Raw genomic sequence first — 25,591 nt, 5'->3', positions numbered from 1 at the left:
GGACAAAGCTTGATTTGACGCAAGTTCAGCTCTTGATTTGTCGTTTCTCAACTGCTCCAATCTGTCCGAAGTAACGACAAAAAAGCGTTGTGAATAAATCATTCACAACGCTGGCATAATCGCTTTCTATAAAGGAAATAATGGTAGTTTTGCTAAGTACTGGATGTCAGTCCGGGCGGCTGCGTCTCCTTCGGCCAGCACCGCTACCTGCCCAACCACCGTGGCCCCAGCCTTTTCAATCAGGGCCTGAGCGGCGGTCAAAGAACCGCCACTACTGATAACATCATCAACAATCACGACTCGCTTATTGGCCAAGCGGTCTGCATCGGCACCATCTAATACCAATTCTTGGGGTGCACTGGTCGTAATGGCCGTCACTGGCACCTTCAATGGGTCACGCATATAATCCTTCTCTGACTTCCGTAAAACAACGAACTGCGGGTGCGCCGTCACCCGACTTAGTTCCTGAGCCAGTGGAATCCCCTTGCTTTCCATTGTGACCAAATAGTCGAAATCAGCTGGCACCTGTTTAGCCAAAGCCCGAGCGGCATAGTCCGTTAGCTCAGCATCACCCAACAGCACAAACGAAGCGATGGCCAATTCGTCACTGATTGGGACAATTGGTAACTGCCGCGTTAACGGCCCCACTTTTAGTTCATACGTTTCCATACGTTCCTAGACCCCCAGTCCAATGAGCGGCAGAATAAATTTCAACGCGGCTCCCGATAACAAGCCGGCAAACGGATCGGCTACCGCCGTCACCACGAGCGTAATTGCTGCAACAGTCCCATCTGCTCCATGCAAGGCCGCAGTCGCATTCTCTGGAAAAATCACGACGGTTCCCAAAATAAACAGAAAGCCCGCAATCGACGCACTCGGCACGTATTTACCCAACTTCGGTAACCAGCCAATTGCTAAAATGGCCGCCATGATCAACATCATCATGACGCCGGCAACGACCGGTTCCGGTGCACTGGCCGTCGCGGAAATAATGGCTTCTACTGGCGCCCCGCCCAACAGACTAGTTCCCATATCCGCCAACGCCTGCGTCCCCGTTAACAGGTTCAGGTCGACTGGATTGGGTTTCTGCCCGGTCATTTGACCGGTGATCAGGCCGTACGAAATGTTGGCGCCAATGTTCAGGCAAGCCAGACTCAACGCGCCACGAACTACCCGCAGGCTGATGGTCGGCTTCGTGAAGATGAAGCGCCGTGCCGTCACATGTTCCGGCAACTCAGCCCGGTAATGTTCGATAAATACCGCCGCCAAGCTAGACCCTACGACGGAAATCACGATGGTCCATACCAGGTCCTTGGTTACCAGATAAGTGATGGCCGCCAGACCAACGGATAACCAACCCGTCAATCGTTCATCCTTTGCCATTCCCAAAGCAATCTTGGCTAGCATGATCCCAACACCAGCCATCATTCCTGCCATAATATTATTCCCCAAAATCGCAACGATCTTAGTCAGTGTTCCCGTGACCCCAATCAGTAACATGATGATTGAACCACCCAAAATAATGGATGTTCGTTCACGTAGGTTCCGGCCCAATTTACCGGTCAGTGCTAACGACTCCGCCTGAAACGATAGCGGTGCAACGGCGCCAAAGGCCCCGTTGACCGCGGAAGCAAAAATAAAAGAAAACATGGTCGGAAAAATGGCAAATCCTAATGACATGGCCATGATTCCCTGTGGAATACCGTTCAAAACAACGCCGATGGCCGCTAACAGATCAGCTAACCAATGCATATCCGTTCCCCCCTATGTGTCCACTGCTGTGCCAGTTACTATGTCAACAATCTCAGACAGCCACCGACCATTTGCAAAGGCTGATAACTGTCAAATTCGTATTTATGGCTAATCATACGTGATTTTTAGGTGCCTGTCTATCTATTTTATTTATATTCACGAACTATTTATATAAAATTCGTAATTAAATTCGTGTATAGTTTAGCTACAAAAAAATGTCACCCAACATTGGTCGGGTGACATTATAAATTCAGTCATGATTAGTTGTGGTTACTAAACGTTGTCGTTCAATAACCGCCAAGCGAATAAGTTGCCAGGAAGCTGGTAGCCGCAGGACATTCACTCGTTGGTGATCCAATGCCAAGACTTCATGAACCAGACGGCGGCTCCGTTGCCCACAACTCTCTGGTTCTTGAAATTCAGCCACAGCCATTGGCTCCCGCAGCTGTCGTAGTAAGCGTTGGAGAACTGGTACTCCTTGCGGTTGAAGCAACTGATGCGCGGTCACTTGGGTTTGCCATAACCAACAGAAAGCCTGCTGGGCTGCCGCCAGGGCGGCGGGGGAATCCGGGGCAACCGTCAAGCCCACTAGCGCGGCCGCCGTGCTCAGGAGGTCCGCGTGACTCAACGCCGCAACATCTAGTAATAAGTACCAACTGGCTTGCGTCGCGGCATCCCCCGGTTCTTCATTTGCACTTGTCATTTGAGAAAACAGGCGGTCAAACGGCGTTCGTTCCAGTCTTTGCATCACAACTTCTGGAGTTGCCTGTGGCACAATTTCCATCAGATCCTCATCGTCATCCAACACCAACAAGTCTCGTTGATCATTGGCCACTAAGGCGCGCACGCTATCAGTTGAATCCGCTGACCATGGCAACTCTGGGACGAAGTCTGCGCCATGCACCTGAACATTGTACTGTTTCACACCGCTCACCCCCTCATTTCTCCATTGAGTGTACCGCATTAGAGCGGGTAGAAGGCAACCAATTTATCTAAATAGGCGGTTTACAGCCACGATTCCCGTCGTTTCAGCACTTATGAAGCACAAATTGTTGCAGTTTAATTCATGAACGCGTAAGATGATTGGTATTACTTAGAGTTAGTCGAACACTAACTATTTAGGAGGAGACCCGATGTCTTACACCATCCACGAAGTTGCCCAAAAGATGGGAATTTCTACTTATAGTATCCGTTATTACCACGATCATGGCATGTTACCCTACGTGCAGCGTGATGAAAACAACAACCGGGTCTTCAATGACGTTGACCTTGAATGGCTAAACATCATTGTTTGCTTCCGCAAGACCGGGATGCCGGTAGAACGCATCCAGCATTACTTGGACCTTGTCCAAGAGGGTGAATGCACCGTTACCGAACGCTACGAAATGGTCAAAGCCCAGCAAGAACGCACCTTAACTGAGATTGATGAACTTAAGAAGCACCTGGAGACCATCAACTACAAGGTTGACCACTACGCTGCTATCGTTAAGAATCATGAATCAGATTTCTTTGTCCCCTCTAATATTCGGGAACAAAAGTTAAACCAGTCTTCCTAGATTTACCGATTTCCACTAACATCAACCAACTAGAATTAACCCAAATGAAAGTCACCGCTAACTTCGATGTTACTGGTGGCTTTTTTGGTGCCCGCCTGGCTAGTAATATTGATGATTTCCGACCTGAAACTGATCTATTCAACCACCCAAGCTACTGGCAATTGACCGTTACAATATCGCTATTTTTTACGATTCGTTCTTCTTGCACCCCCTTTACTAATTTGTTAATATAATAAGCCTGTGTGGGTATTAAGCATATTTTTATAAAGGAGGCCTGACCTTGGAGACTTCACTGTTGCCGCATTGGCGGCGCAATATTTATTTGTTTTTAACCAGTCAATTCTTGTCCGGTATTACTAGCATGGTCGTCCAGTACGCCATTATCTGGTACCTCACCAAGCAAACGGGTTCAGCGACTGTGCTCAGTCTGGCCACACTACTTGGGATGTTGCCAATGGCCTTACTCAGTCCGTTTGTCGGTCCCTTCGTCGACCGCCTCAATAAGAAGGGCCTGTTGATCGTCCCGGATATTATTGCCGCAATCTTTGCCATTATTCTTTCAGTAGTCGGCACGCTTCAGGATACCTTCCCGCTCTGGTTAATCTTTATTTCCCTACTCGTGCGGGCCATTGCTCAGACCTTTCAAATGCCAACGATTCAGTCGATTCTACCCACTATGGTGCCGACCGAGGAGTTGACGAAGATCAACGGTCAGCTGGGAATGGTGCAATCCGCCAACATGATTATTGCACCAGCGTTAGGCGCCTTTCTCTTTGCCATCGTACCCATTAATTTTTTGATTCTGCTCGACGTCGTGGGGGCGGTCATTGGGATTGCCCTGTTACTGTTTGTCAGCATTCCCGAACATCCGGTAATTGATGAACCCGTTCACCTCCTGACCGACGCAAAATTCGGCCTGGATAAGCTCAGAAATACACCTGGGTTATGGGCGTTCACGCTGATTGGCGCCGCCTTCACCTTGATGTTTATGCCTGCCGCCAGCCTGTACCCGCTAATGACCATGGGCTACTTCCACGGTACCGTAGGGCAAGCTGGTTTGATTGAGGTCGTGTACTCGGTTGGTATGTTAGCCGGTGGGACGATCATCGGCATATTCGGTAATTGGCGTAATCGCATGAAACCGATCCTCTGGTCAATGTTGGCCATGGGGCTGACGTTTGGGGCCAGTGGGTTTCTACCAGGTACCCAACGCGGTTTTATTTTGTTCGTGATTCTTAACGCCCTAGCTGGTATGGCCACACCGTTCTTTAGCACCCTCATGATGGCTATGATTCAGCAAAGCTTCCTTCCAGAACATCTGGGCCGTGTCCTAGGCGTGATGAATTCAATCACCAGTATTGCTGGACCTCTGGGCCTCATCTTTGCGGGGCCCCTGGCCGACGTCATCGGTGTTGAAAAATTGTTCATTATTGGAAGCATGGGCTCCCTGCTGTGTGGCCTCACGATGCTACTAATGCCAACGGTTCGGCACTACGATGCCCAGCTACAGGCCACTCAGCTAACCGACTCGACTACTAATTAGGTGACAACTCATTCGGATTTTAAGAAGGGTTTGGGACAGAAGTCTCAAACCCTTTTTGTACGCCAAACACGCCACTTCGACCTGGAATAATCAACGAATGAATTGACAAACTGAATGAATTGAGATAATATTCATTCGAAAAGAAAGGGAGGGTTCTAGTGGTGGAACCAAAACAGCAACGCTTATTTACGGCGGCCCATGACCTGTTTATCTCACAAGGTTTCAAACATACCAGTATCGCCGATATTGCCCAGCTAGCTAATGTCGCGGTTGGTACCTTTTATAACTTTTACGACTCCAAGGCCGATATTTTTGTTCAGGTTTATAACCACGAAAATGAACAAATCAAAACTGAAATTATGAATCGGCTCGACCTGAACGCGCAACCAGCCGACTTGGTCCACACCGTCGTTGAACAAATTTTCCAACTATCAGACGGCAATCAAATTCTTCAGGAGTGGTTTAACAATGCCAAGCTCAACGCTTTGATTGCGCAAACCAATCAAAATGCTGTTGAGGAGAGCCTCGTCTACGCCACCTTGATGCGGTTGATCGATCGATGGCTAGAACGTGGCCTAATAAAGGATGGTCTCACCAAGGACCGAATTATCAGTCTGTTTAACGCCTTGACCGTCGTGGACTTCCATCAGAGTGAAATTCAAACAGATGACTACTATCAACTACTAAACGACTTAATCGATGGTATCCTCTCAGTTATTTTAAAATAACCCCCAACGGTTATTTTTATTAATCAAAAATGAATGAATATTATATACGTTCATTCAAAAAGGAGTAGCTCATGAAAAAATTACTGTTCAGTATTCTAATTATGCTTATCGTTCTCGCCGTTGTCTTAGGTGGCACCGTCATCTGGGCCACAACTCATCATCAAAGAATTGACGTCAATTCCCTGACCATCACACCACTCAAGACCCAACAACACCAACTAACAAAACGGCCACAAAGCCTAAATATTGCGGTCCGCACAGCGAAGGTCATCATCAAATGCGGACGAGTCAACCGACTAACCCTGACCAACGTTGCGCCACAACAATTTGCCGTGACCACCAAAGATAACCACCTGACGCTGCTTCAAAAATCTGCCAGGGACCACCATATTGAGTTGGGCAAGTCGGCCGTCATCACCCTCACCGTCGCTGAACCTGCGGCGTTTACCAACATGACCATCCACCAACTCAACGGCACCTTACAGCTCAATGATCTGACCACTAAACGACTAGCCATCGACCACAAGAATGGTACGACCAACGCTGACCACCTCACCGTTACTGCGGGTGGTCAGCTCCGCAAACAAAACGGGACCACCACGTTGACCCATTTCAAGACGGCCGGGCTGCAGGTCAGTGTTAAGACTGGTCAGTTTAAATTAAACGGACATAAGCGGGCTGGCAATAATCAACAGGCCAGTCTGCCCGGTGCCCACCCACTGACGATTTCGAGTGGCTCTGGTCAAGTCCGGATAACGAACTAACCGACACAAAGAGCGTCTAGGAACTCTCATCCTAGACGCCCATTTTACCTGATTTTTAGCAATAATTTTGTTGGAACTTATAGCTTCTTTTCGAACCCTTCCATGGGGGCTGCTTGATTCTGATAATCCTCAACCGTAGCGGGATCATCCGTAAAGTGCATGACCGAATAGAAGGCGCCCTTTAGGTAATCCTGCATGGCACGTGGAATCTTAAGCGCCGACATTTCACTCGGTGCTAACTGGTAACGAATGTTGGCTTCGTCGCCGGCCGCAACCTTCTCTACCCACTCCGGTTCACGAATCATTTCACGGCCCATGGCAACCAAATCAGTGCCCATTGCTAAAACGGCATCCGCATCGGCCGGTGTTTCAACCGAACCCACACCAATCAGTGGCTTACGACCCGCCAATTGCTGAACGACCTTGGTCAGAATTGGCTCGTGATCCATCTTATCGTTCAAGGACGTCCGATGGGCTGACCCCATCGACACGTGAACGTAGTCGACTGTCGTTTCCGCTAACATGTCCACAAAAGCTAAACTGTCAGCCAAACGAATCCCTGGTGTTTCAATTTCTTCTGGAGAGAAACGGTACCCCAGCAAAAATGGTCGATCAGCATTTTCTATAATGGCTGCATGGGCGCTCGCGATAACGGCCTTAGCAAAGCCCATCCGTGCCTCGCGGTCGCCGCCCCACTTGTCCGTCCGCCGGTTAGAGTTGGGAGAAAAGAACTGTTGCAACAAGTAAGTGTTCGCCCCGTGAAGCTCCACACCATCAAACCCAGCGGCAATGGCCCGACGAGTTGCCGCGCCAAAAGCGACGATGATCTCATCAATTTCAGCGGCAGTCAGTGCCCGGGGTTCCTGAGAATCGGCAGGGTAGGCCGCTGCAATGGCACTGGCACTAACGGGTTGCTCGCCCCGTAGAATACTGTCGTTTGACTTTCGACCAGCATGGAATATCTGAAGAATTGCTTTGGTACCATTGCGTTTCATAGCGTGGGCTAACTCGCTCAAACCAGCAATATCGCTATCATCAGCAATTGACAGCTCTCCTTCAAAACCTTTACCGCTGGCAATCACGTTGGCTACTTCACCGATAATCAGACCCAGACCGCCGGAACGGGCACCATAAAAAGCAATTTCATCGTTAGTTACCCGACCATTGTAAAAACTAGACATCGTGGTCGTGGGTGACATGACCACGCGATTCTTTAAGGTTAAACCATTGGCAAACGTGTATGGTTGCATAAAATTATACGTCATTTGGATTTTCTCCCTTCACTTCTGAACATTTTTGAATGGCACGCAGAACGGGCCGCAACGTCTCACCGGCAGCGGTCAACGTCCAACAGTGATGTTTCATGTGAAACATCACGAGTTGGTGGCGTTGAAGTCGAGCCAACGCGCTTAAACACTGCCATTTCTGTTGCCACGGAACCGCTTGCCACAACGCCAATGACGTCCGCGGTCCCGTTGCAAGTACCAGCAACAGGTGCCATTGGGTGGGCTGCGTCACCGTAGCCTGCATCGTGTTAAGTCCTTTTATGGTCGATTTCATTAGCCACCTCCTCAACAGAATTCAGCATAACCGTCATCCGACCATAAAAAAAGAAGGCACTTAAAAGTGCCTCCTCAAGAATTTTGTAAAAGTTGGGTGAAGCCTTCATGGTCGTGAGTGACTTCCATGTCGGGAACCTGATTTGCCCGCTGCTCGCCCCACAACGACATCTGTACCAGAATTTCTCCCAGCGAATGACCCAGCTCAGTCAGAGCATACGTCACTTTAAACGGTGCCCGGTCACCAGAAATTTGGCGAGAAATGATGCCATCCCGCTCCAGCTCCCGCAGCTGTTGGGTCAAGACCTTCTGTGAAATGGCCGGGAGGTTCTGGCGAAGATCACACGTCCGCTGGGGCCGCTGGCCAAGATAGCAAAGTAGTTGCGGTTTCCACTTACCACTGATGACGCCCAACGTTGCTTCAACCCCATTGTTATACGACTTCTTCACGAGAAGACCTCCTTGTCTTTTTACCTATTTTAATTGATACCTGCTATTTTGGGTAGTAGGCACTTTTTAGTAACCATCAATTCGGCGTCCTTGTGACTGACTGAATTCAGTTACTAGCCATAGCGTTAGCTTTTAATTATTAATAATAGTTTAATAATTAAAAAGGGAATTCAGACAACAATCTGAATTCCCTTTTTCTGGTTAAAATCTACTCAATTGCTAGGAATCGCCATCACATCAGTATCGACAATCCCAAATTGGCGGCGCATCCGTGCCTCAATTTCTTCACCCAACTGATAACTGTCCCGAACTTCCATGTGAGGATCCACGACAATCACCAAATCTAAGGTAACCACGTTCCCATTGTAATGGGCCTTGAGTTCCGCCACCTCTTGAACCGCCGCAAACTCATTAACGGCTTGACGGAACTTATCTTCTACTTCTGGATCAAAGTAGTCTGCCAAATTCAAACTGCTTTCCCGAAAGATCCGGACGCCAGCCATCAGAATGTAGATACCCACCAAAATGCTGGCCACGCCATCAAGCCAGCTAACCTTAAACCATAAGGCGCCGCCAATGGCTAACATCGTTCCTAAACTGGTAACCGCATCACTTAAACTATCCTGGGCAGCCGCAGTCAACGCAGCGTTTTGTAATTTCCGACCAGCCCGCTTGTTCAACCACCAGACACCGACCATAATTGCGGTCGCAATCCCGGCACCCACTAGGGTAATAGCCTTCGGTACTTCCTGAGTTGCAGGAGTCATCAACCCCCGAACCCCACCATAGATAACACTGGCTGCAATCGCAATCATGACGATTCCAGTAATCATCGTGAAGACCGTTTCATAGTGAAACCGAGTCAGTTGTAAACGTTGGCTACCATTACCATCTTCCTCAGGCAGCGGCTGGCCCATCAAATCATCATCGTGAATATCCCGGGCAATGTAGATGCCGACTAATAAGAGGACGGTCGAGATAATCCCGGACAGATTATTAAAGGCATCCGCACGCAAGGTCTGTGAATGGCCCACAATGGCCAAGTAAAACTCGATCACCGAAATCAATACGTAGGCCACCACGTTTAAATACAAGTGGCGTTGGGCCCCGTAAAGCTTCTGTAACTCTTGTTGCTGACGTTCAGCCCATACCGCCTGTTCAGCTTGACGGTGGGCATCTATGTCTTTCATCTGTACCCCTTCTTACCCCATTAAAATTAAGCACTTAACCCTTATTATAGCGAGTTCTTTAACCAACTGTGCAACAATCTTCGAATTGCCTAAGCCCTTTATTTAAAGGTAGCCGCATCGACCTGTTTACCCAACTGGTTCATGGCCGCAACCTGTTCGGCCAACGGACCTCCCTGTGACAAAGCCACAACGACGACCGCCCGTTTACCCTTCGCAAAGATTGCGGCATCGTTTTCAACCCCGTAAGTATCAAACTCACCTGTCTTGTTATAAACTTGTCGATCACTTGGAATCAACTTGGGGAGCTTACTGTGATTGGTATTGGCCGCCATTAACTTCAGCATCGCCATATCGGCCGATTTTGAAATCAACTGGTGTTGCCACAACTTCGCTAACAATTGCCCCAAGTCACGGGCAGAAGTCATGTTATCTTTGCCTGCTGCCAACGATTTTTGATCCATCATCTTTCGCTGGAGAACCGTCTGTGTGGCCCCCAGACGCTTAATTTCGCGATTAACAGCATCAAAGCCGCCAACCTCACGAATCACCACGTTGGTAGCCGTGTTGTCGCTCACCGTCATCATATACTTCAATAGTTCCTGGTTCGTCAAGGTAGTGCCAGCTGCCATCCCCTGTAGGCTCCCGGTCCCCCCAACCTTGTCACCATCCTTTAACGTGTAAGTGGCAGTTAAATTAAACTTACCCGCCTGAACCTGTTGATACACAGTGGCTAGGATAAACAGTTTGATATCACTCGCGGCCTTCTGCGACTTAACGTGCCACTGATAGGCATCGTGCCCAATCTGTTGAACGTAGACGGCATTCTGACCCTTTAAGCGGCCCATGGTTTGCGTCACGATTGGCTTAAACGGCGATGACTGTTTGGTTTTACCTGGTGTCGCTTGCTGTTTGCTGACAGGCCTACCCGTTCGTTTGCTGGATGACTTCGACTTCGTGCTTGACCGGGTCGCCCGGTTCGCTGACTCCTTGCCACTATTGGTCGCCTTTTTTTGACAGCCGCTTACCAAGACCACGACGGCCATCATGCTTAGACCCATTAATACCCATTTTTTCATAAGGGACTCCCTTCAAACTGATTAAAAAATGCACGGTAAGTCCTCAGTTATTAGAGAATCCCCGTGCATCGCTTAATTATTAATCTTTAATAGTGAACCCAAACTTCGTTGACCAGGTCGCCATCGTAACTCTTACCATCAGTCAGCACGGAATCACCATCGTATGACATGTAGCCATAGTAGGTTTCGTGTTCTCCGTTACTCCAAACGACATCAACTTCAACGTTAGCATTAATACTCTTGGTATCGTTCGTGTCTGATGTTACATCGTAGGACAACACGCCCCTCTCACCGGAACTCTTCACAGTAGCTGAACCGTGGAAGGCGGAACCATCGTTGTTGTTTTGAATCACAGTACCGTCAGAATTAATGGTCAGACTGGATTGTTGCCGGTCACCATCATCATCGTTGTAGAAGTAGTAATCCCCCGTGAACTTCCCATAGCTATCAAAGCTATTGTTGGTCGTTGGCGTGGCATTAGACGTTGTTGACCCACCATTGTTCGTCGTAGTGGTCTTACTACCGGACTGACTCTTCTTCAACAAGAACTTATCGTTACTCTTTTGTAGGTTGAAAAATTCCGTCTTCAACGTGCCAAAGCCCTTCTTGTTTAAGTCAGCCAGGTCAATGGTGCTCAATTTTTGGTTGGACTTCTTGTACTTACCATCCGCGTTTAATTCTTGGGCGTCCTTCAAGATGGACTCGTCCTTCGCCGTCTTGGCATTGGATGAGTTGCTTGAACTTGCTTGATCAGCATTTTTAGCTTGGTCGTTCACACCGGATGAACACCCAGCCAAACCACCAATGGCTAACAGTGCCACAATTGCAATGAGCCAGTGTTTTCTCACTTTCATATTATCTTACCTCCGCATAAAACTTTTCTATGTATAAATGATATCTCAATAAGTTAATTTTAAGCTATCTAGTCAATAACTACAATGGCTAACGCAAAATATAAATCACATGATTAATATTTTTCTTTTCATTAGATGCCGGTCTTAAGGGTAGGGATTTATTCGCTAAACTGCGGGTGTTCGTGAAATCCATCATAATTTTCATAATCAGGGTGGTTAACTTGAAATCAGACAGTTTAATTTTAGCTGTTAACTGAAAAGCCTTAACATCAAGGTTGACGACGTTTTGTAAACAAATTAACAATCTTTTTAGCAAACCGGTTGTCAACTGTAAGTATTTCGGTTATAATTACCTTGTGAAATTGATATTAATGATTTTCAAAACTTCTGAAAGAAGGCATTTGCTTTATGGCTGAACGTAGTTATGATTTTTTGATGCCCAGTGTCAACTTTTTTGGCCCTGGCGTTATTAACAAGATTGGTGATCGTGCAAAGACTCTTGGCATGAAGAAGCCCGTTATCGTTACTGATAAGTTCCTTGAAGGACTTGAAGGCGGTGCCGTTCAACAAACGTTGGCCTCACTAAAGGCCGCCGGTGTGGACTACGTTGTTTACAACAACGTTGAACCCAACCCTAAGATCCGTAACATTAAAGAAGTTAAAAAACTTTATGAAGAATCCGGTGCGGACTCCATCATTACTGTTGGTGGGGGCTCTGCCCATGATACTGGTAAAGGTGCCGGAATCATCTTAACTAACGGTGACGACATCACCAAGTTAGCTGGGATCGAAACGCTCGATAAGGCTTTACCACCACTGATCGCCGTGAATACGACTGCCGGGACCGGTTCAGAATTGACCCGTCACGCCGTTATCACGAACGAAGAAACCCACTTGAAGTTCGTGGTTGTTTCATGGCGGAACATTCCGCTAGTTTCCTTCAACGACCCAACCTTGATGTTGGACGTTCCCAAGGGCTTAACTGCCGCTACTGGGATGGATGCCTTCGTTCAATCAATCGAACCATACGTTTCCGTGGACCACAACCCAATCACCGACTCACAATGTATCGAAGCCATCAAGTTAATCGAAACTTCCTTACGTGAAGCCGTTGCTAACGGTCACAACCTGGATGCCCGGACCAAGATGGTCGAAGCTGAAATGTTAGCCGGGATGGCCTTTAACAACGCCAACTTGGGTTACGTTCACGCCATGGCTCACCAACTTGGTGGCCAATACGACGCCCCTCATGGTGTCTGCTGTGCCCTGCTTCTGCCATACGTAGAAGAATACAACATCATCGCTTGCCCAGAACGCTTTGCCGAACTAGCTAAGATCATGGGTGAAAACACGGACGGCTTATCAACCCGCGACGCTGCCGAATTGGCTATCAAGGCCATGAAGCAAATGTCACAAGACGTTGGTATTCCTAAGTCCATCAAGGAAATCGGGGCTAAGCCTGAAGACTTCGAACTGATGGCCGAAAACGCATTGAAAGACGGTAACGCCTTCTCTAACCCTCGTAAGGGGACGAAGGAAGACATTATCAAGATCTTCCAAGCTGCTTACGACGCTGAATAATCTTTGCTAACCCGGATAGCTTTAGCAGTCAACCACTGCACATAACTACCCTAGTTGAAACGATTGGTATTACTAAAAAGCCACCCGGTTGGGTGGCTTTTTTAGTATCGTAATTGACTAACCAATCACTACTCTGTGACCTGCTCGACGCGGTATCGCAACACCGTTTTCGCCTTCTCTGGTGCCGTCCGCCGTGGATCAGTGAGATAAATTTCTCGGTGCCAATAGTCTCCCATCGTGGGGATAACACGATAATCTCGTTCTTTTAACACCGCCTGTAACTTCGCAAAGGTTACGGGTTCATCGTCAAACGCCCCGTGATGAATGGTTTGTACGACTAACCCTTCCGTGTATGTTTCCCACTTCACCTGCGACAGCCAAGGATTGTCTTTCTTCTGTTGAACCCGCGCGAGCGCCTGAGCAAAATCATCCGCAGTCAGGCGGTCGGGCTGACGTAGCATAATTTTATACGTCAGCGCTGCCTTGTTGAGAGTGGTTCCCCGTGAACCATCACTGGTGGACCACACCCCCTCTAACGGATAGACGGTATACTCGTAAGGCTCGCCCAACTCACCGCGCTTCAGTGCCATCCGCAAGTCATACGCAACCGGATAGAGCGCCGCCACGTGCTCACCGAAAGCTGGTTGATTCGGATCTCCCGCCCCCGTAATCGTCACGAAATTCAGCTTGGGCAACGTCAATACTTGCGGTTCTTTCGGCAGATACCAGGCTTTTTCAGCCTTACGCCATTCGTGTTTCATCGGTTCAGCCTCCCTAGCCTACTTCTCGACCAAAGGAACCAGCATCTCACCGTGAACACCATTAGCATCCGTCCCCGTCACGTAAGACGTGTTAGGCCCACCTACGTAGGCGTAATCATCCAGCTGTGGCAAAATTTCACCGAAGGCTGGGCCTTCCAGGGAATTGTACAGGCTCATTTGATCCGTAGCCGTACCGGTGATCACCAGGTATTTCCCCGCAGGAAATTCAATCAACCGTTGCCCAGCCGTCGCCTGCGTGTCAGCAGCAACCTGTCGACCGGCATAGTAGTGAAATTCACCATTAATGGCTTCGTTGACAGCGAATGGATAGTCGTTGATACCAGTCAGTTGGTCCAGCGCGTGGTCGGCGTTAATTTTTTGCCAGAAGTCTTGCTTCTGTTGGCCCATTTCTGGGAACCCGCCCGTTAAGACCTTGTCTAACCCTAAAACAGTGAATGCTGGTTTCGTTTCAATCGTGTAATTTGCCATATTGTCGTGGCCTCCTTAAGATGATAGACTCAGTATACGAATTAATAGTTTCAAAAACTGACACCATTAGGGGAAAATTCATGAATAAAACGGCTCGGGTCAATACAATGATGCGTTATATCAATAATCGCCAGTTCTTTACGATTCGTGAACTGATGACCCACTTTCACGTTTCGCGCAGTACAGTCATCCGCGACCTAAATAATATCCAGGAACTCGGCATGCCACTAACGGCAAATGTCGGCCGCGATGGCGGATACGCGGTCATGCAGAATCAACTGCTTCCGGCCGTCCAATTTAACAGTGAGGAGCTCAAGGCCCTGTTCGTGAGCTTCCTGGCAACCTTGAACACCCAGTTGCCCTACCTGCAGAACCGTAATACACTGACCGAAAAGCTCGTGGCAATTGCCTCCCAGACGCAGCAGGATGACCTCCTGACACTACAAGAGCTGCTGGTCTTCAGTCACACCAACCCCGCCAATACCAAACTGACCGAGCTCACCGACTTTGCGCCAGCCATGCTCAAGACCTTGCTCAACGCGTGCCTTACCAACCGACAGTTGCAATTCCAACTGGCAGATGCCACTTGCACGATTTGGGTCCGACACGTCTACAGTCGCCAGGATGCCTGGTACGTCGACGCCTGGGACCTAACGACCCAACACTTTCGAGAAATCGCCGTGACGGCTATTCGTGAGATTACACCGGTCACCCAGGCTCAGACGTTGGATCCACAAGTAATTACAGCCGCCATCAAAGCCGCGCGTCCTAAACCAAACGTCACATTATTTCTCCGCGCCACGGCCATTCAACAGTTTCGGCAACATCCCCATCCCACGGCAGTACTCCAGTTTTTGGACCCCTTTCAGCAAACGGCCAAGCTCGAATGTACCGTGGATGTTACCCAGCCACAGCAGCTGAATGACTTCGCCCGGTGGTGTCTCTACCTGGGGCACGAAGCCCAGCTAACACTGGCACCAGCTGTCGTTAAACAAGCCCTCCGTCAGGAACTCACCACACAACTAGCCCAGTTGGGATAGCAGCAGTCAACCATTTCAAAATGCGTTAGACAGACGCCATTGCCGCACTAGGCTACCCTCATCAACTAATTACAAAGACTGTCATATCAGATTTCCATGTCACCGACTAACCACAATAAGGGTTTGGGACTTTTGTCCCAAACCCTTATTGTGCTCCAAACGTAAATAGTCGAAACGTGTGACAACAGGCAGTCAACTCCGCTTAACCCCGATAGACAAGCCATCCAAGACCGAGATTATTCGTCTGTCGACGTTAATGCTCATTAACTAACCGCCTTTTGTCCCACTCTTCTACAATTTATTTATCTGACATTTCAGCTTGCTTATCGTTGTGCCGTAATTCCATTTCGATTTCTTCCAGTGACTTGCCCCGTGTTTCTGGAACCAAGTAGTGAACGAAGAACATGGAAAGAACCGCAAAGACGGCAAAGACTGCGAATGGGCCCCCAACATTGTTGTGGAAGTAAGCCAGCATAACCAGGAAGAATTGCGAAACTAAGAAGTTCCCAATCCAGTTGGCAGCGGACCCGATGGAGGAACCGATTCCCCGTACACTCAATGGGAAAATTTCACCAATGGTAACCCAGGCAATTGGTCCCCAAGAAATGGCGAACCCGAAGATGTAAATTGCAATCAAAATCATGGTTGGTACGGCTGCAGTCTGAACATTCATGGTGAAGTTCATCACCGCAAGTATACCCAATGAGACTGCCATAACGATCGACCCAAACATCAGGAAGGTCTTCCGATTGAATTTGTCCATAATAAACGTTGCCAGGACGGTCACGACAAAGTTCACAATCCCAATCCCAACCGAAATCCAGATGGCACTACCTTCAGGGAAACCGAACCCCTTGATGAACACTTGTGGTAAGAAGTAAATCACAGAGTTAATCCCAACTAACTGTTGGAGCAACATAATACCGACGGCAACGACAACGGCCGGCCGAGCAACTGTGAAGAGTTCCTTCAGGCCACCCTTAGGTTGGTTGGCAACGACTTGGATGTCAGCCAATTCCTTCTTAGGATCGTCACCACTACTTTTACGTAACATTTTTAAAACACTTAAGGCTTCATCATTTTTACCCTGTTCAGCCAAGAACCGTGGTGATTCAGGCAATAACAAGCCACCAATCAACAGCAGTGCGGCTGGAATCAAAGCTGACCCCAACATCCACCGCCAGTCACGGACACCTAGCAGGTTATGGTGCAAGAAGCCCAGGTTAGAAACGTAAGCCAACAGAATCCCTAAGGTGATCATCAGTTGGAATAACGTTCCCAACGAACCCCGCCGCTCTGCGGGAGCCAATTCGGCCAAGTAAGCTGGTGTTAAAGCTGACGCAGACCCAACGGCCAAGCCCAAGATAATCCGGGCAATGACCATGGACCAGAAACCAACGGCGACCATGGACAGTGATGACCCCAGCAAGAACATGATAGCTGCCAGAATCAACAACCGCTTCCGGCCATACCGGTCAGCCAATGGACCAACTCCCAGTGCCCCGACTGAAGACCCAATCAGGACGGACGAGGTAATGAATCCCGTCTGGGCAATGTTTAAACTAAAGTTGTGTTCGATTAATGGTGAAGCCCCCGAAATAATCCCGGTATCAAACCCAAATAGCAGGCCACCTAACGCTCCGAATGTGAATATGAAAAAAGTACTTAAATGTCGATTCATGTTAATCGTCCTCACCCTTCATAAATAATCAGCAAATACACTATAGCGCTTACACGTTTCCTTGTAAACGCTTTCTTTCGTGACGTGTTGAGCATTCTTAACAGCCAGTTTCGGTTATTCCAAACAATTAGTCTATACCAATTAAAGGACGTGAAAACATGAAAAAGGGCCGCCCCCACAGGCAACCCTTTTCCAAAAAACTAGACCAATTTTTCTAAACTTTTCATAAAAACTAGCACAACCGATTAAAAATATTTTTATTTTTTAGGACAAAGTCATGTGACCATCCATAATCGTATACGTTTTGTCCGCAAACTCCTGCAGCCGTAAATCATGCGTCACCACGACAATGGCCTTATGATGTTGCTTAGCCAGGTCGTGTAATAAGCCACCTACGACCTTAACGCGATCACTATCCAGAGCGGCCGTCGGTTCGTCCGCCAAAATAATTTCAGGATTCTGGTACAGTGCCCGCGCAATCGCCACCCGCTGAGTTTGACCACCAGAGAGTTCCCCGGGATACTGCTGGATTAATTCTGCAATCCCCAGTTGTTCCAATAGGGTTGCGAGTTCTGTGGCTGACAGGTTACCCTGCTTTTTAACCCGATCGACCAGTGTAAACTGATCCGCAACTGTCAGGTATGGCACCAAATTGTACGCTTGGAGAATGAAGCCAATCTGATTCAGACGAAAGGCATCCCTGGCCTTCCCCGTCAAAGCCAGCAGCGACCGATCTTCAACCAATACCTCCCCCGACGTTGGCGTCTGAATCCCACCAGCAATCGTCAGAAAAGTACTCTTACCAGAACCCGACGGCCCAATCACCAAGCTAACTTCACCAGCAACGGCTTCAAAGTTAACGTTAGTCAGGACTTGAACCTCGTTGGTGTCGTGACCAAAGGTTTTATTCACATTTTTCAAAGCTAAAGTTGGCATCATTCTTAACCTCCAATCACGCTGACGGGGTCAACGTGCAAAATAATGCGGACGGGAATCAAAGCGCCAATCACCCCAGTTAGCAGGATACCACCCGTCACCCCCACCAACAGCGGCACGTTAAAGGCCAGTGGTACGCCGAACGGCAAGACTGATACGGTCAAAGCTGTTAACCCGGCCCCAATCAGCAACCCACCCACGACTAGCAGCAAGGCCTGTGTGATCGTCGTGGTAACCAGTACCTTCGCTGGAATCCCCTGTGCCCGCAACACCGCGTAGTTCGGCAACTTCTGCATCGTTAAGATGTAGAGGAAGACGGCAATCACCACCATGGCAATAATCATCAGAAAACCAATCATAAAACTAAACGTCATGTTTTGCGCGGAATAACCGGGTAACTTATTAATGAACTGGCTGAGACTCAGTGTCCGCAAACTACTGTCGGCCCCCTTAAAGGTCGACCGCTCCGACACGATTCCCCCGGCTTGGTAAGCGGACGTTACGTGGGCCAAGGCTCGCCAAGTCGGCAACGTCCCGTATACGACGGGAGCCACACTGAGCTTAGCATTGTGGGTAAAACCGACAATCTGATACTTCCCAGTCAGCGAATTCAAAGTCACCTGATCACCCAACCGATAACCATTGTCCTTAAAACTATCGTCCACTAAAATCTGATGGTTGGTGGTCGGCTTATGACCAGCGACCGTCGTTAATCTATGGTAGATAAACTGGTTTTCTTGAATCCCCAGAAACTGAGCCGATAATTTGGCCTGCCCCTTGGCCTTGGCCACCACCCCCGCTTGACCGACGTAGGCTTCATGCTTGGTCAGACTTAGTTTATCGGTCGTCTGCTTCGTAATCAATGACTGCGACAAGCTATCGTTGGCATCACTGTTGAGTGCAATCTTGCTCGCATTCCAAGTATCTAACGCTTGCGTATTTTGCTGGGCGAGGCCGTAAGCTAGACCGCTCAATACAAATACCAGATACGTGACCAGAACGATCATGCCAACGATTAAGCCATACCGCAGCTTTTCGTGGCGAATTTCTCTTAATGCTAAAAACACGGGCGTTCCTCCTAATCTCCTAAACGTTGTAAGGCTTGACGGAAACGATCCAACGCGGCATCCCGGTTCGCCGGAACCAGCATGATTTCCTTGATTGTCGCGTGGCTCAGCGTCATTGCTGCCCAGGCCACCACCGGTAAATCAGCGGGAATTGGTGCCTCCGGCAGGAGACTTTCGTTTTCCCCATAGTGCCGTTTAATCAGCTGATCGTACTGACCGCCACTGAAATGATCCACAAACGCCGTCACTGCTTGATAGTACGACTCCTCAGAAAACGGTGTCACCCCTTGCGAACTGAAATCGCGATGAATTTCCTGCATGGCTTGTCGGTATAAGGTTTGATAGGCATCCGTTAAATCATCAAAGTATTTGTAGAAGGCCCCCCGGGCAATCCCCGCAGTCTTCACAATTCTGGCAACCTGCGCGTCTGCTAGATTGTGATTGGAAAATTCCGTTAGCAAAGCCGACATGATGCGTTTTTGCTTATCTGATGCTAAATTTTTAAATGTCGATGAAGGCACTGTTAAGACTCCTTTCAGGATAAGTGACACCGTGTCACCATTAAGGATGGTATCATGGGAGTGACACGGTGTCAACTCTGAACACAAAAAAATCGTCCGGCATTACCTACCAGACGATTCCCTACCTCTTCAAGTTAAAATTCTAAAGGTTAAAAGCACTGAAATACCCACTATGCCTGATACAACAAGGGTTTTGATTTGGTCAGACATAGCGGATAATTGCCGCCTTACCGTTCGCCAAATTTGGACTGGAACGCGGTGGGAAGGACGGGACAAGCCAAAGGGCGGTCTTGCCCCTCGCTTGAAGCCGCAAAACACGTCTTCAAGTCGCCATTTTCAAGAAAACCACTTGAAAATTCCACGGCTGAGTCCAAATTTGACTCACTCTCGGCTACCCAGTGCAGCGCCAATAATATTGAGTAAGTGCTGTTATTCAGGTGTTTAATCTAAATTAGTTTCCAAGAACCCGTTTAACCGGAGGTGGTCAGAGATGGAGCCAGCTGTGTCGACGGTGTTAGCCGATTTTCGGCTTACAGCGTGGGACGCGTTTGGAGACTGGCGGTTTTTCCAGGCTTCAAACCGAGCCGAAGGACCGCTTTTCAGGCCGCAGGCGTTCCCCACAGCAGGCGGAATCTCTGACTGCCGCAGGTGGCTGGGTAAGACCAGTTTTAAGTCTACAATTCCTTACGATTCTTGGCTTGATAACGGCTCTTGAACTTTCAACCTTTAGTTAAATTTGCCTAATCCGTTGCTAATTTCTCTGGTTCGCCAATGACAAAATGACTGAGCACTGCTAACACTAAGAAGACTACGGCAACGCCACAGACACCATTCCAGCCCGCGTGACTCCAGGCCCAAGTTGCCGCCAGCGTGCCAATTGAGCCACCCAAAAAGTAACTAAACATGAAGACTGAATTATTCCGACTACTCTCCTGACGGTTCAAGGACTGCACAATTGCTTGGCAAGAAACCTGGCTAAACTGCGTTCCCAAGTCGAGCAACACAATGCCGACGATCAAGCCCAGCAACCAGTGACCAACCAGCCAAAAGATACCAAAAGCAACGCCGGAAAAAACCATCCCCAGGCCCACGGTCAACCGAGGCGAACGTTGATCGACCAGCGTTCCGATCATGGGCGCGGCAATCACTCCCGCGACTCCAAGTAAGCCTAGCAAACCAGCCACGTTACTACCCAGATGATACTGAGCTGCTAAGTAGAACGCCAGCGTCGACCAGAGCACATTGGACATGCCAAAGAGGCAGAAACCATTGATGGCAGCCCCGCGCAATGCTTTTTGGGTCGTAAATAACTTCGGCAACATCCGAATCACCGGCCAGTACCGCAGATTTTGGTGCCCCCGGGCATCGTGTGGCAGCTGATAGTGAACAATCGCCAGAAATACCAAATCGATTGCTGCCGCCACTAAGTAAATATTTTTCCAAGGCATGACACTGCCTAGGAGCCCACTAAACGACCGTGACAATAGAATCCCCGACAAAAGTCCGCTCAAGACGATGCCCAACACCTTGCCCCGCTGCAGGGACGGTGCCAGGTAACCCGCATACGGAATGATAATCTGCGGGGCAACCGATGTAATTCCCACCAAAGCGGTGGCAACCGCAAAAACACCTGCATTCGGCGACCAAAATGCTAAGAGTAACGATAGAATCGATAGACCCATCATGAACTGAATCAGGTGATACCGGTTGAAAATGTCTCCCAACGGAACGATGAGTAACAGGCCAAACGCATACCCTAATTGAGTCACCATGGCCAGCATCCCCACCACAGCCTTCGATAAATCAAAGTCCGCCGCAATCAAGTTTTCAATGGGTTGAATAAAGTTTAGATTGGCTACGATGACCCCAGTCACCACTGCCATTAGTAAGATTGTCTTACGTGACAAGGTTGCTTGTTCTTTCACAGGAAAAACCTCCTGCTGAAAGTTTAAAGCTTTTTTCAGAGATTGAAAACCAGAAAATCCAAATTAAATAGTCTGGGACAAAAATCTCAAGACTTTTTGTGCTTCAAATATATCTAGCCAAAACGTGCGATAAAGGACAATCAACTCCGCTTACCCCCGCTAGGAAAACCATCCAAGACCGGGATTATTCGTCTAGCGACGTTAATGCTCATTGACTAACAGCCTTTTGTCTCACTCTCGAATATTTGCTATACTTGTTCCCATCGGAGGGGATTTACATGAATAAATTTGTAACAAGTATCGCTGTCTCGGCGGGTCTGTTTGGCTGTCTTGGTTGGGGAACCACGACTGCGCAAGCTAAGTCAAAGTGGACGGCTGGGACGCCTAAAGCGCTCAGGGGATCTTGGACACAGCACCGATCCCACCACAGCGGTCACGACACCGAGGTTTCAACCAATGCCATGATCTTAACCAAGAAGTGGCTATTCGTGATGACTGACTTTGGTGGGCACGATTACGGGGGAAATCACCTAGTCTATCGCCAGAGCCACGGCGTTTATCGGCTACGCGCGTATGACACGCTAGAAAAATCCTGGTCTTACACCAAAGTTAGCCGTGACGGAAAGAAACTCACCTTACAGAAATACGGGAAACGTAAGTCAGGCCAGCATTTCAAGCACGTCACCAGCAAAGCTACCCACCTAAAATACGATGCTCGTGCCAGCCATGCGTTATTAAAATAAGATATAGAAATCACTTAGACGCCGTTTTTTGAGCGTCTTTTTATTTACCCCGCAGTTTCGTCAACTGCGGCGCAATCACGGTTGACCACATACTCTTCAAGAGGACGTAACCCACTAACGCCCCCACCATCGCGCTCATGAAGAAGCTCGGTAAAAACAACCAGACGGCTCCGGTCGTTCCCATTAACCACGCGGCCACTGGGTAAGCCACTAAGGCGCCCAAGATTCCGGAACCCACCATCTCACCCAATAATCCCGCCACCAGCTTGCCGGTCAGCCGAAATAACCAGCCGCTGAGAAAGGCCCCAATCATACTTCCTGGAAAGGCCAGAACCGTTCCCGTACCCATGAGATTACGAATCAACGAGGTGAGAAAAGCTTGAGCGACCGCCCACCACGGGCCCAATAACACGCCCGATACTAAATTGATCAAATGTTGCACGGGTGCCACCTTGGCAACCCCGATTGAAAATGAAAACAAACTGCCGCCAATCACGCCTAATGCCACTAACATGGCCGTTAACGTCATAGGATAAACTTTCTTAGACATCTAACTCACTCCCCAGTTTTTTTACCCAAAAGGACCCCCGTTTTACTCACCGCAAAACGAGGGCCCAGGGCTTTCCCCAACCAACCGCACACTTTCCTTCGCGAGCACTAACTCAACAGGTTCAAAGGGATTGGCATTCACCATCTCAGCCACTTGGCACCCCTAGTGTCATCTTAAGTTAAGCCCAACTATACCGGGTCTGGCTGGCCGAAGCAACTCATAATGATCTGTACCAATTCGCCCTTAAATTGGTTAGCCAAACTGGTATACTGACTTGGGAGGGGATTTTATGAAAAAGTTCGGTTTGACCCTGACGTTGGGAATTCTCAGCATCTGCTTAAGTGGTGTCACAACGGCTAAGGCAAGTAGCTATCAGTTAAACAGAAGTCATAACTTGCCTTACACACAGGTCTTTCACAACCGTAATGCCGCCACGCACTATCTCTGGAACAACACGCACACCCGTAAATTACATAATCTACGTAACTATCCACATACATCCTGGCACGTCAATCGCGAAGCCTGGTTCAGCCACGGTAACACGACCGCCCACTACTATTACGTCGTTAGCGGCAATCGTCGTGCGGCTGGTTGGGTCTGGCGGGGCTACTTACAAGATGGCAGCTATTACCGCGAAACCGTTAAAAATGACGGCTTGAAGTTGGCTTCACCCGTAAGTTTTAACGACCGCGGCCAATTTGACCGCTTTATCTACCAACGGCTCCAACATGACGGTTACCCGCTGAATAATCAGCTGTCCATGATTCTCAATTACTACTCGTCCGGCAATGACCGCCTCGCTGATTACACCATCAAAGATGTCATCAAAACGCTCAAACTGAAAAACTTGAACGCTCGCGACTTAACACTGATCAATCAGCCGACTGTTCACCATCTCAATCGGCTGGCCGACCCACAGCATGGCAAATTAGCTATCGAAACGACCGGTAAGGGGCAACTAGGGGTCAGCCTGGTCCGGACCCTAGAAAAGCAGCTGCGTGCCGCTAACGCCTCAGAATATGCCATTAATACCAATCTGACTGGTAGCGCACAAGCTGGGACGCTCAAATTGCAGTACGTCTTATTGATGCGTTAAAATATCCTGTTTTTTGAATAATTACGAGGTCAATTACCCCTGAATGAATTCAGAGGCTTGTCGCTCACGTGTCTTGCAACACAGTAGTCCAACATAACCGTTAGGCACTCCTACTCATAGTGGCAACATCACCGGGTAATTGACGGTCACCCGTTTAACTATCAGGATCCACCCAATAGTTGTTAGCTTCTTAATCTTTGGATGTTTGATACAGTTCAACCAATCTTGGCCGAGCATTGCAATATTCATGGCTCCTAATCGGTCATCGTTACAACGATATTGGCATTGGGCACACCAATATTCATGAGTATCGTGATGCCGGTTGGCCTTCTCAACCAATCCACACTTGGGACAGCGTTGTGAGGTGAAGGCCGGATTGACCTTCACCACGATACTCTGAATGGCCTGAGCCTTATATGTTAAGAAAGACTCTAGTTGGAAAAAAGACCAGGAACGATGGCTGTTTCGTAGGGACTTAGGCAGGTCCTCGGTGTTGAACGTCACGTTAGTTAAATCTTCCAAAACAAAAAGTGTATGTGAACCATACGCCGCAACGAGTGTCTTAGCTAGCCGATAAGTCACACGGAAAATTTTACGAACAAGTTGCTCAATGACATATTGTGTCATGCCCCTCGTGTATGATTAAGGTTATACATACAGAAAGGGAGTCACATCATGAAAAAAACAACCACCCTTATGCTTGGCCTCTTGGCCGTCACGTTTGGTGGCGCATTAGGTTTCCAACCGGCGGCGGCGAAAACCAAGGCTAAGGAACCGACCGAAAAGAAGGCCTTTACCACCCAGGAACGGGCAACCATCAAAGGTTATCGGCAACAGCTGAAAGGCATCTCTAACAGCACCAAGGGGATGTACGCGCAAAAGCCATCATTGAAGAAGTCATTTAAACCGGGCAAGCTGAGCCAAAAGTACATCAACGCTACGGTCAAATCCGTTAACTTTTACCGGCAAATGTATGGCCTGAATACAATTGAAGCTAATCCCCAGTGGAATGAGGATGCGCAGTATGGTGCTGCCACGATGGCCGCTGCGGATGAAGGGCTGGCACATGAATTGACGGGTATCAAGCGGCCCGGATACGTTTCAAAGACGGCTTGGAATCGGGGCGTCGATGCCACGGGTTATAGCAATATTGGTGAGGGCGTGGTTAAGCCCTATGACAACGTTTTGAATTATCTGGTAGATTCAGGACAGTCTGACTACGTTCCCGGTCACCGCGAATGGTTGCTAGGCAACACGATTGAAATTGGTGTCGGTCAAGCCGGTATTTACAATGATCTCAAGGTATTTGAGGGCGGCGCCAAATGCCGGGCCTTTGATCCTAAAGCTGGATTAGCTAAGGAAGTTGCTTATCCTAAGGCCGGTGTTTTCCCAATCAATGCCGTTGAGGGCGGTGTCTGGTCGCTTTCATACAGCATTGGGACGGGAGAAAAGGCCAGCAAGCCAGTCGTCAAGGTCACTGATAATACGACGCATAAGAAGATTAAGGTGACCCATGTGACCAACTACAATGATGCGACCGGCTATGGCTGGTTTAAGACCAGTATTTCCTACCAGCCAGCACTGAGCAAGGTGAAAGTCAACCACGCTTATACGGTTAAAGTTAGTGGGTTAAGTAATCATGCGGATGTTAAATATCAGACAAAATTGTTTAAGCTGAGTAAGTAGATTATTAAATTTTAGGCGAATTTTATAATCAAGTTAGCCACTT

At 48.6% G+C, this 25,591-nt stretch carries 27 protein-coding genes and 1 riboswitch; of the genes, 9 read left to right on the top strand and 18 right to left on the bottom strand.

Annotated elements, in window-relative coordinates:
• Window positions 1-126: 126 nt before the first annotated feature.
• The 3 genes from EKM75_RS02385 to EKM75_RS02375 all read right to left on the bottom strand — a co-directional run bounded on the left by EKM75_RS02385 (window position 127) and on the right by EKM75_RS02375 (window position 2,677).
• Complete coding sequence (locus tag EKM75_RS02385) at window positions 127-669, bottom strand: phosphoribosyltransferase family protein (protein ID WP_125691773.1); 543 nt, start codon at window positions 667-669, stop codon at window positions 127-129.
• Window positions 670-675: 6 nt separating this feature from the next.
• Window positions 676-1,752 (bottom strand): NCS2 family permease, encoded by a 1,077-nt coding sequence (locus EKM75_RS02380; RefSeq protein ID WP_125691771.1) that lies wholly within the window; start codon window positions 1,750-1,752, stop codon window positions 676-678.
• A gap of 250 nt (window positions 1,753-2,002) precedes the next feature.
• Entirely contained in the window at window positions 2,003-2,677 is a 675-nt protein-coding gene (locus EKM75_RS02375) for a hypothetical protein (protein ID WP_125691768.1), read from the bottom strand.
• 208 nt (window positions 2,678-2,885) lie between these two features.
• On the opposite strand from EKM75_RS02375, the gene EKM75_RS02370 reads away from it, so the two are divergent.
• From EKM75_RS02370 to EKM75_RS02355, 4 genes are all read left to right on the top strand, one after another.
• Window positions 2,886-3,308 carry a MerR family transcriptional regulator gene (locus tag EKM75_RS02370; protein WP_125691766.1) on the top strand — a complete coding sequence of 141 codons (423 nt, stop codon included), beginning with the start codon at window positions 2,886-2,888 and terminating at the stop codon, window positions 3,306-3,308.
• Window positions 3,309-3,588: 280 nt separating this feature from the next.
• The gene (locus EKM75_RS02365; RefSeq protein WP_318531117.1) at window positions 3,589-4,851 is read left to right on the top strand and encodes an MFS transporter; all 1,263 of its coding nucleotides are present in this window, start codon (window positions 3,589-3,591) and stop codon (window positions 4,849-4,851) included.
• Between the two features lie 161 nt (window positions 4,852-5,012).
• The gene (locus EKM75_RS02360) at window positions 5,013-5,579 is read left to right on the top strand and encodes a TetR/AcrR family transcriptional regulator (protein WP_164508702.1); all 567 of its coding nucleotides are present in this window, start codon (window positions 5,013-5,015) and stop codon (window positions 5,577-5,579) included.
• Between the two features lie 71 nt (window positions 5,580-5,650).
• On the top strand, window positions 5,651-6,343 hold the full coding sequence (locus EKM75_RS02355; RefSeq protein ID WP_125691760.1) for a DUF4097 family beta strand repeat-containing protein: 693 nt from the start codon (window positions 5,651-5,653) through the stop codon (window positions 6,341-6,343).
• Between the two features lie 77 nt (window positions 6,344-6,420).
• On the opposite strand, the gene EKM75_RS02350 is transcribed toward EKM75_RS02355, so the two are convergent.
• From EKM75_RS02350 to EKM75_RS02325, 6 genes are all read right to left on the bottom strand, one after another.
• Window positions 6,421-7,608, bottom strand: a complete 1,188-nt coding sequence (locus tag EKM75_RS02350; protein ID WP_125691758.1) for an NADH-dependent flavin oxidoreductase — start codon at window positions 7,606-7,608, stop codon at window positions 6,421-6,423.
• Window positions 7,598-7,903, bottom strand: coding sequence for a hypothetical protein (locus tag EKM75_RS02345; protein ID WP_125691756.1), 306 nt, complete (start codon window positions 7,901-7,903; stop codon window positions 7,598-7,600). Before EKM75_RS02345 ends, EKM75_RS02350 begins: the two co-directional genes overlap by 11 nt.
• Before the next feature lie 74 nt (window positions 7,904-7,977).
• The gene (locus EKM75_RS02340) at window positions 7,978-8,352 is read right to left on the bottom strand and encodes a winged helix-turn-helix transcriptional regulator (RefSeq protein WP_125691754.1); all 375 of its coding nucleotides are present in this window, start codon (window positions 8,350-8,352) and stop codon (window positions 7,978-7,980) included.
• A gap of 212 nt (window positions 8,353-8,564) precedes the next feature.
• Window positions 8,565-9,542 (bottom strand): cation diffusion facilitator family transporter, encoded by a 978-nt coding sequence (locus EKM75_RS02335; protein ID WP_125691752.1) that lies wholly within the window; start codon window positions 9,540-9,542, stop codon window positions 8,565-8,567.
• A 98-nt stretch (window positions 9,543-9,640) separates the two neighbouring features.
• Entirely contained in the window at window positions 9,641-10,618 is a 978-nt protein-coding gene (locus EKM75_RS02330; protein WP_125691750.1) for a serine hydrolase, read from the bottom strand.
• A gap of 86 nt (window positions 10,619-10,704) precedes the next feature.
• On the bottom strand, window positions 10,705-11,472 hold the full coding sequence (locus EKM75_RS02325) for a hypothetical protein (protein ID WP_125691748.1): 768 nt from the start codon (window positions 11,470-11,472) through the stop codon (window positions 10,705-10,707).
• A gap of 408 nt (window positions 11,473-11,880) precedes the next feature.
• Here EKM75_RS02325 and EKM75_RS02320 point away from each other — a divergent pair, with 408 nt between their 5' ends.
• Window positions 11,881-13,053: an iron-containing alcohol dehydrogenase gene (locus EKM75_RS02320; RefSeq protein WP_125691746.1), complete on the top strand. Its 1,173-nt coding sequence runs from the start codon at window positions 11,881-11,883 to the stop codon at window positions 13,051-13,053.
• A gap of 128 nt (window positions 13,054-13,181) precedes the next feature.
• Here the strand turns inward: EKM75_RS02320 and EKM75_RS02315 are convergent, their stop codons facing one another.
• Entirely contained in the window at window positions 13,182-13,814 is a 633-nt protein-coding gene (locus EKM75_RS02315) for a GyrI-like domain-containing protein (protein WP_125691744.1), read from the bottom strand.
• A gap of 18 nt (window positions 13,815-13,832) precedes the next feature.
• Window positions 13,833-14,303, bottom strand: coding sequence for a GyrI-like domain-containing protein (locus tag EKM75_RS02310; RefSeq protein ID WP_125691742.1), 471 nt, complete (start codon window positions 14,301-14,303; stop codon window positions 13,833-13,835).
• Window positions 14,304-14,383: 80 nt separating this feature from the next.
• Here EKM75_RS02310 and EKM75_RS02305 point away from each other — a divergent pair, with 80 nt between their 5' ends.
• Entirely contained in the window at window positions 14,384-15,343 is a 960-nt protein-coding gene (locus EKM75_RS02305; protein ID WP_164508701.1) for a helix-turn-helix transcriptional regulator, read from the top strand.
• A 298-nt stretch (window positions 15,344-15,641) separates the two neighbouring features.
• Here EKM75_RS02305 and EKM75_RS02300 read toward each other — a convergent pair whose 3' ends face one another.
• The 5 genes from EKM75_RS02300 to EKM75_RS02280 form a co-directional block, all read right to left on the bottom strand.
• A complete protein-coding gene (locus tag EKM75_RS02300) occupies window positions 15,642-17,024 on the bottom strand; it encodes a sugar porter family MFS transporter (RefSeq protein ID WP_125691738.1) in 1,383 nt (460 codons plus the stop codon).
• 264 nt (window positions 17,025-17,288) lie between these two features.
• Window positions 17,289-17,960: an ABC transporter ATP-binding protein gene (locus tag EKM75_RS02295; RefSeq protein ID WP_125691931.1), complete on the bottom strand. Its 672-nt coding sequence runs from the start codon at window positions 17,958-17,960 to the stop codon at window positions 17,289-17,291.
• 5 nt (window positions 17,961-17,965) lie between these two features.
• The gene (locus EKM75_RS02290) at window positions 17,966-19,027 is read right to left on the bottom strand and encodes an ABC transporter permease (protein ID WP_125691736.1); all 1,062 of its coding nucleotides are present in this window, start codon (window positions 19,025-19,027) and stop codon (window positions 17,966-17,968) included.
• An 11-nt stretch (window positions 19,028-19,038) separates the two neighbouring features.
• Window positions 19,039-19,548, bottom strand: coding sequence for a TetR/AcrR family transcriptional regulator (locus tag EKM75_RS02285; RefSeq protein WP_125691734.1), 510 nt, complete (start codon window positions 19,546-19,548; stop codon window positions 19,039-19,041).
• 740 nt (window positions 19,549-20,288) lie between these two features.
• Entirely contained in the window at window positions 20,289-21,473 is a 1,185-nt protein-coding gene (locus EKM75_RS02280; protein ID WP_125691732.1) for an MFS transporter, read from the bottom strand.
• A gap of 278 nt (window positions 21,474-21,751) precedes the next feature.
• On the opposite strand from EKM75_RS02280, the gene EKM75_RS02275 reads away from it, so the two are divergent.
• Window positions 21,752-22,216, top strand: a complete 465-nt coding sequence (locus EKM75_RS02275; RefSeq protein ID WP_125691730.1) for a hypothetical protein — start codon at window positions 21,752-21,754, stop codon at window positions 22,214-22,216.
• A gap of 40 nt (window positions 22,217-22,256) precedes the next feature.
• Here the strand turns inward: EKM75_RS02275 and thiW are convergent, their stop codons facing one another.
• On the bottom strand, window positions 22,257-22,766 hold the full coding sequence (thiW, locus tag EKM75_RS02270) for an energy coupling factor transporter S component ThiW (protein ID WP_125691728.1): 510 nt from the start codon (window positions 22,764-22,766) through the stop codon (window positions 22,257-22,259).
• Window positions 22,767-22,842: 76 nt separating this feature from the next.
• Window positions 22,843-22,940: riboswitch (TPP riboswitch) on the bottom strand.
• A gap of 115 nt (window positions 22,941-23,055) precedes the next feature.
• Here thiW and EKM75_RS02265 point away from each other — a divergent pair.
• Window positions 23,056-23,862, top strand: a complete 807-nt coding sequence (locus EKM75_RS02265) for a hypothetical protein (protein ID WP_125691726.1) — start codon at window positions 23,056-23,058, stop codon at window positions 23,860-23,862.
• A gap of 114 nt (window positions 23,863-23,976) precedes the next feature.
• Here the strand turns inward: EKM75_RS02265 and EKM75_RS02260 are convergent, their stop codons facing one another.
• Window positions 23,977-24,489 carry a zinc ribbon domain-containing protein gene (locus EKM75_RS02260; protein ID WP_225426633.1) on the bottom strand — a complete coding sequence of 171 codons (513 nt, stop codon included), beginning with the start codon at window positions 24,487-24,489 and terminating at the stop codon, window positions 23,977-23,979.
• Window positions 24,490-24,537: 48 nt separating this feature from the next.
• Between EKM75_RS02260 and EKM75_RS02255 the strand changes: the two genes are divergently transcribed.
• Entirely contained in the window at window positions 24,538-25,548 is a 1,011-nt protein-coding gene (locus EKM75_RS02255) for a CAP domain-containing protein (protein ID WP_125691724.1), read from the top strand.
• Window positions 25,549-25,591 lie beyond the last annotated feature (43 nt).

The organism is Levilactobacillus tongjiangensis, from assembly GCF_003946345.1.
GTDB lineage: Bacteria > Bacillota > Bacilli > Lactobacillales > Lactobacillaceae > Levilactobacillus > Levilactobacillus tongjiangensis.
This window is presented reverse-complemented; position numbering and strand designations above follow the sequence as displayed.

Excerpts from the sequence above, each read along its gene's own strand:
- EKM75_RS02260 (WP_225426633.1), bottom strand. The coding sequence starts at position 24,489 with ATGACACAATATGTCATTGAGCAACTTGTTCGTAAAATTTTCCGTGTG.
- thiW (WP_125691728.1), bottom strand. The coding sequence starts at position 22,766 with ATGTCTAAGAAAGTTTATCCTATGACGTTAACGGCCATGTTAGTGGCA.
- EKM75_RS02310 (WP_125691742.1), bottom strand. The coding sequence starts at position 14,303 with ATGGCAAATTACACGATTGAAACGAAACCAGCATTCACTGTTTTAGGG.
- EKM75_RS02265 (WP_125691726.1), top strand. The coding sequence starts at position 23,056 with ATGAAAAAGTTCGGTTTGACCCTGACGTTGGGAATTCTCAGCATCTGC.
- EKM75_RS02300 (WP_125691738.1), bottom strand. The coding sequence starts at position 17,024 with ATGAATCGACATTTAAGTACTTTTTTCATATTCACATTCGGAGCGTTA.
- EKM75_RS02380 (WP_125691771.1), bottom strand. The coding sequence starts at position 1,752 with ATGCATTGGTTAGCTGATCTGTTAGCGGCCATCGGCGTTGTTTTGAAC.
- EKM75_RS02370 (WP_125691766.1), top strand. The coding sequence starts at position 2,886 with ATGTCTTACACCATCCACGAAGTTGCCCAAAAGATGGGAATTTCTACT.
- EKM75_RS02335 (WP_125691752.1), bottom strand. The coding sequence starts at position 9,542 with ATGAAAGACATAGATGCCCACCGTCAAGCTGAACAGGCGGTATGGGCT.
- EKM75_RS02385 (WP_125691773.1), bottom strand. The coding sequence starts at position 669 with ATGGAAACGTATGAACTAAAAGTGGGGCCGTTAACGCGGCAGTTACCA.
- EKM75_RS02355 (WP_125691760.1), top strand. The coding sequence starts at position 5,651 with ATGAAAAAATTACTGTTCAGTATTCTAATTATGCTTATCGTTCTCGCC.
- EKM75_RS02275 (WP_125691730.1), top strand. The coding sequence starts at position 21,752 with ATGAATAAATTTGTAACAAGTATCGCTGTCTCGGCGGGTCTGTTTGGC.
- EKM75_RS02345 (WP_125691756.1), bottom strand. The coding sequence starts at position 7,903 with ATGAAATCGACCATAAAAGGACTTAACACGATGCAGGCTACGGTGACG.
- EKM75_RS02325 (WP_125691748.1), bottom strand. The coding sequence starts at position 11,472 with ATGAAAGTGAGAAAACACTGGCTCATTGCAATTGTGGCACTGTTAGCC.
- EKM75_RS02320 (WP_125691746.1), top strand. The coding sequence starts at position 11,881 with ATGGCTGAACGTAGTTATGATTTTTTGATGCCCAGTGTCAACTTTTTT.
- EKM75_RS02315 (WP_125691744.1), bottom strand. The coding sequence starts at position 13,814 with ATGAAACACGAATGGCGTAAGGCTGAAAAAGCCTGGTATCTGCCGAAA.
- EKM75_RS02330 (WP_125691750.1), bottom strand. The coding sequence starts at position 10,618 with ATGAAAAAATGGGTATTAATGGGTCTAAGCATGATGGCCGTCGTGGTC.
- EKM75_RS02305 (WP_164508701.1), top strand. The coding sequence starts at position 14,384 with ATGAATAAAACGGCTCGGGTCAATACAATGATGCGTTATATCAATAAT.
- EKM75_RS02255 (WP_125691724.1), top strand. The coding sequence starts at position 24,538 with ATGAAAAAAACAACCACCCTTATGCTTGGCCTCTTGGCCGTCACGTTT.
- EKM75_RS02295 (WP_125691931.1), bottom strand. The coding sequence starts at position 17,960 with ATGCCAACTTTAGCTTTGAAAAATGTGAATAAAACCTTTGGTCACGAC.
- EKM75_RS02350 (WP_125691758.1), bottom strand. The coding sequence starts at position 7,608 with ATGACGTATAATTTTATGCAACCATACACGTTTGCCAATGGTTTAACC.